Origin of the sequence: Kitasatospora sp. NPDC057198 (genome assembly GCF_042670125.1) — a bacterium.
Lineage (GTDB): Bacteria > Actinomycetota > Actinomycetes > Streptomycetales > Streptomycetaceae > Kitasatospora.
Genome location: NZ_JBHUWH010000301.1, coordinates 1 through 9,916, shown reverse-complemented (window position 1 = coordinate 9,916; position 9,916 = coordinate 1). Strand labels below are relative to the sequence as shown.

The following is a 9,916-nucleotide window of genomic DNA, read 5'->3' as shown; positions in this document are numbered from 1 at the left end:
GTTGTTTTATGCGCTGGGGGGTGGGGGGGGGGGGGGCCCCCCCGCGGGGCCCCCCCCCCCGCACTGCTCTGTTCGTGGGCCGCGGCGCATATGCTGGCGGGCATGACGAGTGAGCCGGAACTGCAGCGGGGCGTGGGGGAGCCGGACGGCTTCCGGCGCCTGTGGACACCCCACCGGATGGCGTACATCCAGGGCGAGAACAAGCCCACCGGGCCGACTCCCGACGACGGTTGTCCGTTCTGCACGATCCCGCAGCTGAGTGACGAGGAGGGGCTGATCGTCCAGCGTGGGGAGGCGGTGTTCGCGGTGCTGAACCTGTACCCGTACAACGGCGGGCACTTGATGGTGGTGCCGTACCGGCACGTCGCGGACTACACCGAGCTGGACGGGCCGGAGACGGCGGAGCTGGGGGAGTTCACCAAGAAGGCGATGACGGCGCTGCGGGCGGCGTCGGGGGCGCACGGGTTCAACATCGGGATGAACCAGGGGGCGGCCGCGGGGGCGGGGATCGCCGCGCACCTGCACCAGCACGTGGTGCCGCGCTGGGGCGGGGACACCAACTTCATGCCGGTGGTGGGGCACACCAAGGTGCTGCCGCAGCTGCTGGCGGACACCCGGAAGATGCTGTCCGAGGTGTGGCCGGGCTGAGCAGGGTCGCGCGGAAGCGTTCAGGGGCGTGCGGGAGGGTTCCCGTACGCCCCTGCTGCTTCCGTGCGCGGGCCGGGTCAGCCGGCGTCGTACTTGTCGGCGCGGTAGGGGCGGGAGCCCTGGATCTCGCTGCGCAGGATGTTGGAGCGGTTGGTGAAGCGGTCGGTGGCCACGTCGTGCTCCTCGAGGAACTCGATCACGGCGGCGTGGATGATGCCGACGACGGGGCGGGGCAGGTAGATGGTGTCGTCGGACTTGTAGCGGCTGTTCCACGTCGGGTCGGCCCACGCCTGGCGCAGGCAGAGGGGCTCGGGGAAGGAGATCGAGCCGCCGAGCCACTTCAGCAGGCCGGGGATCCTGTGGAAGGGGGCGCGGACGGCCTGTCGGACGACCTCGTCGTCGTTGACGACCGCGAGTTGGACGGTGCGGGTCTCCCAGAACCGGAAGGTCTTGGAGACGTCCTTCTCGGGGACCTTCGGCTTGGCGGTGAAGTAGCCGTTGATCGGGCCGAGGGTGTGCGGGGTGACGTGGATCTGCAGGTTGCGGGAGAGCACCATCACGTTGATCACGATGGTGGCGACCAACTGGCCCTTGTGCAGGACGAACTGGACGGCGATGCGGTGCCTGGTGTCGGCGCCGAGGCTCTGCCTGCTGGCGAGTTCCTGGACGGCGAAGTCGCGCATCCGGTCGCCGTCCATGTCGGGGCCGGAGGGGCGGCCGATCTCGTCGGCGCCCTCGCCGATGTCCAGCACCACCCAGTGGCTGATCTGCGGGCGGGGCAGGCCGCCGTTGGGGACGTCGCTGGCGGTGAGGCCGGAGAGGCGGTCGGCGATCCGGCGGGTGAGGTCGGCGACGTGGAAGGTGCGGAAGTCGTCGTGGCCGTCGGCGGGGCGGAGGTCCTCGGTCATGGACCACTCGGACCAGCGGGCGCCGATGCCGAGGATGCCCTTGGGGCCGGCGTAGTGCTGGACGTTGGTGGCCTGTTCGGCGGTGAGGCGGTCCAGGGCGGCCTTGAGGGCGTTGGCCTTCTTGTCGAGGTGGTCCTTGGGGACGGCCTTGGGGACGACGGCGGCGACCGGGCTGCCGCCGACCAGGTCTCCCCAGCGGGCGCGCTGCTGCTCGACGCCGGCGACCACGGTGCGCTTGGCGAGGTACCAGCCGAGGGCGGGGCCGAGCATCACCACCCGGAAGTAGAGGCCGGGCAGGCCGCCGAAGGGCGGGCGGATCAGCAGCAGCAGGGTCAGGCCGAGGGCGAGCAGCAGGGCCAGGGTGCCGATGAAGCCGTCCCGGGCGGCGGACTTCTTGCTGCCGAGCCAGGCGCGGGCCTGGTAGGCGGCCAGCCAGACCAGGGTGCCGGGCAGGAAGAGGACGCCGAAGAGCAGGCTGAGGCCGGCGAGCTTGCGGTCCCGGGCCTCGCGCAGGTCCTCGGCGGCGAGGCAGTGCTCGACGACCATCCGGACGTCGGTGCCGTGCGAGGGGACCAGCGGTTTGCGGCCGCCGCCGAGGGTGCGGTCGATCAGGGCGCGGCTGAACGCCTCGCCGGCGCTGGGGCGGAAGAGCGCGAACTTGCCCTTCTTGACCGTGACTCCGGCGAGCGCCTCGAGTTCGGTGTAGTCGCCGTTGCGGTAGGCGGCGGAGGAGAACGCCTGCGTGACCGCGGTCTGGTTCCCCGCGTCCGTGCGTGGTACCTGCGCGCCCGGCGTCATGTCGAGCTGTGTCACCTGTGCAGCTCCTTCTCCCCTGATCGATCTGCGGCAGGTTACCGTGCGGGGGCCGGGCCGTGCGGATCATCGGCTGATCCGGGGTCACATATCGGCCGTGCGCGGGGCTTTCGGGGTGATGCTGCCCCGTGCGGGCGGCTTCGACGCCCCCGGTTTGTCGGCCGGTGCCGCGGGGGTGGAGGATCTCGGGCATGACGAGTGCGTACGCACCGGGGCCGGTGCTGGTTTTCGACGGCGATTGCGCGTTCTGCTCCAGCTGCGTGCGGTGGGCGGAGCGCTATCCGCGGCAGAGCCTGTCCTCGGCGGGCTGGGACGCGGTGGCGTGGCAGTTCGCGGACATGGCGGCGCTGGCGGAGTTCACCGGCGGGGAGGTGACGGCGGAGCGGGCCTCGCGGGAGGTGCTGTGGGTGACGCCGGACCGCCGGGTGTACGGCGGGGCGCAGGCGGTGGCGCGGCTGCTGATGCGTTCGGGCGGGCTGTGGGCGTGGGCCGGCGGGGTGCTGGCGCTGGCGCCGGTGCGGCCGGTGGCGGACGCGGTGTACCGCTGGATCGCGAAGAACCGGGACCGGATGCCGGGCGGCACGCCGGCCTGCGCGCTGCCGCGGCGGTCGTAGGGGCTCTGCGGCGGCCGGGGTTCAGCCGCCGGTGTGCCGTGCGGCGAGGTGGGCGGGCATCGGGGCGTGCCGCAGGTAGCTGCGGGTGAACCGGCCGGTTCCGTGCGAGAGCGAGCGCAGGTCGAGCGGGTAGCGGGTGAGTTCGAGTTCGGGGACCTCGGCGCGGACCAGGCTGAGGCCGGGGCCGCCGATCTCGGTGCCCAGCACGTGGCCGCGGCGGGCGGAGAGGTCGGCGAGCACGGCGCCCTGGTACTCGTCGGGGAGCAGGACGCGGACCTCGTCGACGGGTTCGAGGACTTCGACGGCGGTGCGGTCGGCGGCCTCCTTGAGGGCGAGGGCGGCGGCGGTCTGGAACGCGGCGTCGGAGGAGTCCACCGAGTGCGCCTTGCCGTCGGTGAGGGTGACCCGGACGTCGGTCATCGGGTGGCCGTGCAGGCCGTGGGCGAGCTGGGCGCGGACGCCCTTCTCCACGGAGGGCACGAAGTGGCGGGGGACGGCGCCGCCGACGACGCGGTCGACGAACTCGAAGCCGCCGCCGGGCAGCGGTTCGACGGTGAGGTCGCAGACGGCGTACTGGCCGTGGCCGCCGGACTGCTTGACGTGCCGGCCGTGGCCGTCGGCGGGGGCCGCGAAGGTCTCGCGGAGGGCGACCTCGTAGGGCACGGTGTCGACGTGGACGCCGTGGCGGGTGGTGAGGCGGTCCAGGGTGACGGCGAGGTGGGCCTCGCCGGTGCACCACAGGACGAGCTGGTGGGTGTCGGGGTTCTGTTCGACGCGCAGGGCCGGGTCCTGGGCGGAGAGCCTGCCGAGGGCCTGGGAGAGCTTGTCGTCGTCGGACTTGGAGCGGGCCCGGACGGCGGTGGGGAGCAGGGCCTCGGGCAGCGGCCAGGGCGGTAGCGCGGTGCCGCCGGTGGTGAGGGTGTCGCCGGTGCGGGCGGCGGTGAGCTTGGTGACGGTGGCGAGGTCTCCGGCGACGGCCAGCGGGACGGGGCGCAGTTGGCGGCCGAGCGGGCTGTGCGGGGCGGTGAGGCGCTCCTCGGTGCCGTCGGGGAGGTGGGCGGTGGTGTCGGGGCGCAGGGTGCCGGCGAAGACCTTGAGCAGGCTGAGGCGGCCGAGGTAGGGGTCCTCGCCGGTGTGGACGACCTGGGCGGTCAGCGGGGCGTCCGGGTCGGCGGCGGGCAGGTGGTCGGTGCGGTCGGCGGGGGAGGGGAAGGCGTCGGCGAGCAGGTCGAGCAGGGCGTCGCAGCCGGTGCCGTCGGGGGCGGTGGCCAGGACGGGGTGCAGGGTGCCGGCCAGGAGTTCGCGGCGCAGTCCGGCGGTGAGGGCGGCGGTGTCGAGCCCTTCGCCGTCGAGGTAGCGGGCCATCAGGGTGTCGTCCTCGCCGGCCAGGGCCTCGACCAGGCGGGCGCGTTCGGCCTCCAGGTCGGTGGCGGGAGCGTCCTGCGGGGTGCCGCGGGTGCGGCCGGTGAGCAGGTCGGTGAGGCCGTGCAGGTGGCCGTCGCGCAGGTCGACGTGGTGCAGGAGGCGGACGGTGTCGGGGGTGCCGAGGGTGTCCTGGAGCATCCGCAGGACGTCGTCGAGGCGGACCCGGGCGGTGTTCAGGTGGGTGAGGACGATCGCGCGGGGCAGCCGGGCGTCCTCGCACTGCTGCCACAGGGCGCGCACCGGGCGGGGGACCTCGGGGTCGGCGGCGGAGTGGACGAACAGGGCGGCCTCGGCGGCGCGCAGGGCGGCCTGGAGTTCGCCGGCGAAGTCGGCGTAGCCGGGGGCGTCGATCAGGTTGATCTTGAGATCGCGCCACGGGAGGGGGAGGAGCGCGAGCTGGACGGAGCGCTGCTGCTGGTGCTCGACGTCCTCCCAGTCGGCGGTGGTGGTGCCGTCGGGGACGGTTCCGGCCCTGGTCAGGACGCCGGCGGTGCGGGCGAGTGCTTCGGCGAGGGTGGTCTTCCCGGCTCCGCCGGCCCCGACCAGGGCCACGTTGCGGAGCCGGTCGGGTCGGTCGGCGGGCGGTGCGGGGGTGTGGGCCGTCCGGTCCGGCATGGCGGGGCCTCCTGCCGCTCGATCAGCGTGGATACCATTGTCCAGCCGGGCGGGTCCATTCGCGCGGCCGCCCGGCGGGCATGTGGTCCGCGGGTGCCATTCCGAGGAGCGGAGCGGACCGGAAGGCCATGCTCAACAAGTACGCGCGTGCCTTCTTCACACGTGTCCTCACCCCGTTCGCCGCGATGCTGCTGCGGTGGGGTGTCAGTCCGGACGCGGTCACGCTGATCGGGACGGCCGGGTCGGTGGCCGGTGCTCTGGTGTTCTTCCCGCGCGGGGAGTTCTTCTGGGGCGTGATCACCGTCACCCTGTTCATCTTCTCCGACCTGGTGGACGGCAACATGGCCCGCCAGGCGGGCCGTTCCAGCAAGTGGGGCGCGTTCCTGGACTCGACGCTGGACCGGGTCGCCGACGCGGCGATCTTCGGCGGTCTGGCGATGTGGTACGCGGGGGGCGGGAACAACGACCTGCTGTGCGCGGTGTCGGTCTTCTGCCTGGCCAGCGGCCAGGTGGTGTCCTACACCAAGGCGCGCGGCGAAGCACTGGGCTTCCCGGTGGACGTCTCGGGCCTGGTGGAGCGGGCGGAGCGGCTGGTGATCAGCCTGACCGCGGCCGGTTTCGCGGGCCTGCACAAGTTCGGGGTGCCGTACATCGAGTGGCTGCTGCCGATCGCCCTGTGGGTGGTCGCGGCGGGCAGCCTGGTGACGGTGGCGCAGCGGATGCTGACGGTGCGCCGGGAGTCGGCGGAATTGGAGGCGGCGGCCGCCGCCGAGGGGGTCAAGTGAGGGAACGGTTGGTCGACGCCGCCTACGCGGCCGGCTGGGCGGGGCTGAAGCACCTGCCCGAGCCGGTGGCCCGCGGCCTGTTCGACACCATCGCCGACGTGGCGTGGCGGCGGCAGGGCAAGGGGGTGCGGCAGTTGGAGGCCAACTTGTCGCGGGTCCACCCGGACGCGGACGGGATCCGGCTGCGGGAGCTGTCCCGGGCCGGGATGCGCTCGTACATGCGGTACTGGATGGAGTCGTTCCGGCTGTCGACCTGGAGCCGGGAGCGGATCGCCGGTGCCATAACGGTCAAGGGCCTGGAGCAGCTGAACGAGGCGATGGCGGCCGGGCGGGGCGCGGTGCTGGCGCTGCCGCACATGGCGAACTGGGACCTGGCGGGGGCGTGGATCGCCTCGGCGGGCGGGTTCCCGTTCACCACGGTCGCCGAGCGGTTGAAGCCGGAGTCGCTGTTCGACCGGTTCGTGGCCTACCGGGAGAGCCTGGGCATGGAGGTGCTGGCGCTGACCGGTTCCCAGGTCTCGGTGGTGGGGACGCTGGCGCGGCGGCTGCGCGAGGGGAAGCTGGTCTGCCTGGTGGGCGACCGGGACCTGTCGGAGGCCGGGATCCGGGTGGACTTCTTCGGCGAGCCGACCCGGATGCCGGCCGGTCCGGCGGCGCTGGCGCAGCGGACGGGGGCGGCGCTGTTCCCGGTGTCGCTCTGGTACGACGGGGCGATGCTGCGGGCGGAGGTGCACCCGGAGGTGGTGCCGTCGGGGGAGGGCACCCGGCAGGAGCAGGCCGCGGCGATGACCCAGGCGATGGCGGACGTGTGGGCGGGCGCGATCCGCGAGCACTCGGTGGACTGGCACATGCTGCAGAAGCTGTGGCTGGCCGACCTGACCCCGCGGGGGGCCGAGCGTTGAGGATCGGCGTGGTGTGCCCGTACGACTGGGACGTGCCCGGCGGGGTGCAGTTCCACATCCGGGACTTGGCCGAGCACCTGATCCGGCTGGGCCACGAGGTGTCGGTGCTGGCCCCGGCGGAGGACGAGGAGGCGCTGCCGCCGTACGTGGTCTCGGCGGGGCGGGCGGTGGCGGTGCCGTACAACGGGTCGGTGGCGCGGCTGAGCTTCGGCATCCTGTCGGCGGCCCGGGTGCGGCGCTGGCTGCGCGAGGGCCGGTTCGACGTGCTGCACGTGCACGAGCCGAACTCGCCGTCGCTGTCGATGCTGGCGGCGTGGGCGGCGACCGGGCCGATGGTGGGGACGTTCCACACCTCGAACCCGCGCTCGCGGGCGATGATCGCGGCCTCGCCGATCCTGCAGCCGGGCCTGGAGAAGATGTCGGGCCGGATCGCGGTGTCGGAGTACGCCCGGCGCACCCTGGTGGAGCACCTGGGCGGGGACGCGGTGGTGATCCCGAACGGCGTGGACGTGCGGTTCTTCGCGGACGCCGAGCCGGAGCCGAAGTGGCAGGGCGGCGCCGCCGGGGGCGGGCCGGGCACCATAGGCTTCATCGGCCGGATCAACGAGCCGCGCAAGGGCCTGCCGACGCTGCTGGCCGCGCTGCCGCGGATCCTGGCCGAGCGCCCGGGGGTGCGGCTGCTGGTGGCCGGCAAGGGGGACGAGGAGGAGGCCGTGGAGGGCCTGGCGCCCGAGGTGCGGGCCCGGGTGGAGTTCCTCGGCATGGTCTCGGACCGGGACAAGGCCCGGCTGCTGCGCTCGGTGGACCTGTACGTGGCGCCGAACACCGGCGGCGAGTCCTTCGGCATCATCCTGGTCGAGGCGATGTCGGCGGGCGCCCCGGTGCTGGCCAGCGACCTGGACGCGTTCCGGCAGGTGCTGGACGGCGGCGCGGCCGGCGAGCTGTTCCCGGTGGAGGACGCCGACGCGCTGGCGGCCTCGGCGCTCAAGCTGCTGGGCAGTCCCGAGCGGCTGGCGGCGCTGCGCGAGGCGGCGTCCCGGCACGTGCGGCGCTTCGACTGGGAGACGGTGGGCGCCGAGGTGCTGTCGGTGTACGAGACGGTCACCGACGGGCGTCCGCCGGTGGCCGAGGTCGAACCGTCCGACCGCCGTCCGCGTCCGAGCCGTTGACCCGTCCCTTCCGGAGAGGTAGCCCCGCATGCCGCTGATCACCGTCGACTACACCGACCGGCTCGCCGGTTCCTTCGACCGGCGGGGCTTCGGCCTGGCCCTGAACCGGCTGGCGGTGAAGCTGCTGGACGCCAAGCCGGAGAAGTGCAAGACCCGGTTCCGGCGCACCGGGGAGAACGTGGTCGGGGCGGACGCCGAGACGTTCGCGCTGGTCGTGGTCGAGGTCGGGATCTTCCCGGGGCGCAGCGCGGCGGCCAAGGCGGCGCTGAGCGAGGCGGTGCTGGCGGCGCTCCCGGAGTACCTGGGGGCGGAGGCCGGGCCGGTGCAGGCCGCCGTCCAGGTCGGGGAGTTGGACCACCTCGCCTACCGCTCGGCGGTCCTCGGGGGCTGAGCCGGTACCGTAGCGCCCCGTGGCTACCTGGATCTGGGCCGTTGCGGCCGTCGTACTGTTCGCCGTCTACCTGAGCTGGACGGCGGGCAGGCTGGACCGGCTGCACGCCCGGATCGACGCCGCGCGGGCCTCGCTGGACGCCCAGTTGCTGCGCCGTTCCTCGGTGGCGGTGGAGCTGGCGACCTCCTCGCTGCTGGACCCGGCCGCGTCGATCCTGCTGCTGGAGGCGGCGCACGCGGCCCGGCAGGCCGAGTCCGAGCAGCGCGAGGTGGCGGAGAGCGAGCTGAGCCTGGCGCTGCGGGCGGTGCTGGACGAGCCGGAGCAGGTCGGCGCGCTGCGGGCGGCGCCGGGCGGCGAGGAGGCGGTGCGCGACCTGGTGGAGGCGGTGCGCCGGGTGCCGATGGCGCGGCGCTTCCACAACGACGCGGTGCGGGCGGCGCGCGCGGTGCGCGAGCACCGGCTGGTGCGCTACTTCCGCCTGGCGGGGCGCGCGCCGTTCCCGATGGCCTTCGAGATGGACGACGAGCCCCCGGTGGCGCTCACGCCCGAGGGCGCTCCCGCGTAGGCTGACAGCGTTTCCTGCCGCAACCGGACCGCTGGCCCGATTGTCGTATGCCGGGGACGGCCCTGGACCATGTGGCGTATGGGTCGCGGGGTCACCGGGCCTACGATAGATCGATAGCACCGGTTCATCCCTGAGTGAGGTCTTACGTGTCCACCACCCCCACTTCCGCCGAGCAGCCCCAGGTCGGCACCGCCCGGGTCAAGCGCGGCATGGCCGAGCAGCTCAAGGGCGGCGTGATCATGGACGTGGTCAACGCCGAGCAGGCGAAGATCGCCGAGGACGCCGGTGCGGTCGCGGTCATGGCGCTGGAGCGGGTTCCGGCCGACATCCGCAAGGACGGCGGCGTGGCCCGGATGTCCGACCCGAACATGATCGAGGAGATCATCGGCGCGGTCTCCATCCCGGTGATGGCCAAGTCCCGGATCGGCCACTTCGTCGAGGCCCAGGTGCTCCAGTCGCTCGGCGTCGACTACATCGACGAGTCCGAGGTCCTCACCCCGGCCGACGAGGTCAACCACTCCGACAAGTGGGCGTTCACCACCCCCTTCGTCTGCGGCGCCACCAACCTGGGCGAGGCGCTGCGCCGGATCGCCGAGGGCGCGGCCATGATCCGCTCCAAGGGCGAGGCCGGCACCGGCAACGTGGTGGAGGCCGTCCGCCACCTGCGCCAGATCAAGAACGAGATCGCCAAGCTGCGCGGCTTCGACAACAACGAGCTGTACGCCGCCGCCAAGGAGCTGCGCGCCCCGTACGAGCTGGTCCGCGAGGTCGCCGAGCTCGGCAAGCTGCCGGTGGTGCTGTTCTCGGCCGGCGGCGTGGCCACCCCGGCCGACGCCGCGCTGATGCGCCAGCTCGGCGCCGAGGGCGTGTTCGTCGGCTCCGGCATCTTCAAGTCGGGCGACCCGGCCAAGCGCGCCGCCGCCATCGTGAAGGCCACCACCTTCTTCGACGACCCGAAGATCATCGCGGACGCCTCCCGCAACCTGGGCGAGGCCATGGTCGGCATCAACTGCGACACCCTCCCGGAGACCGAGCGCTACGCCAACCGCGGCTGGTAAGCGGTCGGCGAGCGCCCCACGCG

General features: G+C 73.4%; 10 protein-coding genes. 8 read left to right on the top strand and 2 right to left on the bottom strand.

Annotated elements, in window-relative coordinates; all coding sequences use genetic code 11:
* The first annotated feature begins 90 nt into the window (after nt 1-90).
* Nucleotides 91-648 carry an HIT family protein gene (locus ACFUEL_RS27495; protein WP_380239452.1) on the top strand — a complete coding sequence of 186 codons (558 nt, stop codon included), beginning with the start codon at nt 91-93 and terminating at the stop codon, nt 646-648.
* 77 nt (nt 649-725) lie between these two features.
* Here ACFUEL_RS27495 and ACFUEL_RS27490 read toward each other — a convergent pair whose 3' ends face one another.
* Complete coding sequence (locus tag ACFUEL_RS27490) at nt 726-2,369, bottom strand: hypothetical protein (RefSeq protein ID WP_380239451.1); 1,644 nt, start codon at nt 2,367-2,369, stop codon at nt 726-728.
* 191 nt (nt 2,370-2,560) lie between these two features.
* Here ACFUEL_RS27490 and ACFUEL_RS27485 point away from each other — a divergent pair, with 191 nt between their 5' ends.
* Nucleotides 2,561-2,983, top strand: coding sequence for a thiol-disulfide oxidoreductase DCC family protein (locus ACFUEL_RS27485; RefSeq protein WP_380239450.1), 423 nt, complete (start codon nt 2,561-2,563; stop codon nt 2,981-2,983).
* Between the two features lie 21 nt (nt 2,984-3,004).
* Here ACFUEL_RS27485 and ACFUEL_RS27480 read toward each other — a convergent pair whose 3' ends face one another.
* Nucleotides 3,005-5,023, bottom strand: coding sequence for an elongation factor G (locus ACFUEL_RS27480; protein WP_380239449.1), 2,019 nt, complete (start codon nt 5,021-5,023; stop codon nt 3,005-3,007).
* 128 nt (nt 5,024-5,151) lie between these two features.
* On the opposite strand from ACFUEL_RS27480, the gene pgsA reads away from it, so the two are divergent.
* The 6 genes from pgsA (at nt 5,152) to pdxS (ending at nt 9,893) form a co-directional block, all read left to right on the top strand.
* Nucleotides 5,152-5,808, top strand: a complete 657-nt coding sequence (pgsA, locus tag ACFUEL_RS27475; protein ID WP_176186138.1) for a phosphatidylinositol phosphate synthase — start codon at nt 5,152-5,154, stop codon at nt 5,806-5,808.
* On the top strand, nt 5,805-6,710 hold the full coding sequence (locus ACFUEL_RS27470; protein ID WP_380239448.1) for a phosphatidylinositol mannoside acyltransferase: 906 nt from the start codon (nt 5,805-5,807) through the stop codon (nt 6,708-6,710). Before pgsA ends, ACFUEL_RS27470 begins: the two co-directional genes overlap by 4 nt.
* Nucleotides 6,707-7,879, top strand: coding sequence for a glycosyltransferase family 4 protein (locus tag ACFUEL_RS27465; RefSeq protein WP_380239447.1), 1,173 nt, complete (start codon nt 6,707-6,709; stop codon nt 7,877-7,879). The genes ACFUEL_RS27470 and ACFUEL_RS27465 overlap by 4 nt, the downstream gene beginning before the upstream one ends.
* Nucleotides 7,880-7,907: 28 nt before the next feature.
* Nucleotides 7,908-8,270, top strand: a complete 363-nt coding sequence (locus ACFUEL_RS27460) for a 5-carboxymethyl-2-hydroxymuconate Delta-isomerase (RefSeq protein ID WP_380239446.1) — start codon at nt 7,908-7,910, stop codon at nt 8,268-8,270.
* Nucleotides 8,271-8,289: 19 nt separating this feature from the next.
* Complete coding sequence (locus ACFUEL_RS27455; protein ID WP_380239445.1) at nt 8,290-8,835, top strand: hypothetical protein; 546 nt, start codon at nt 8,290-8,292, stop codon at nt 8,833-8,835.
* 146 nt (nt 8,836-8,981) lie between these two features.
* Complete coding sequence (pdxS, locus tag ACFUEL_RS27450; protein WP_111555892.1) at nt 8,982-9,893, top strand: pyridoxal 5'-phosphate synthase lyase subunit PdxS; 912 nt, start codon at nt 8,982-8,984, stop codon at nt 9,891-9,893.
* The last annotated feature ends 23 nt before the right edge of the window (nt 9,894-9,916 follow it).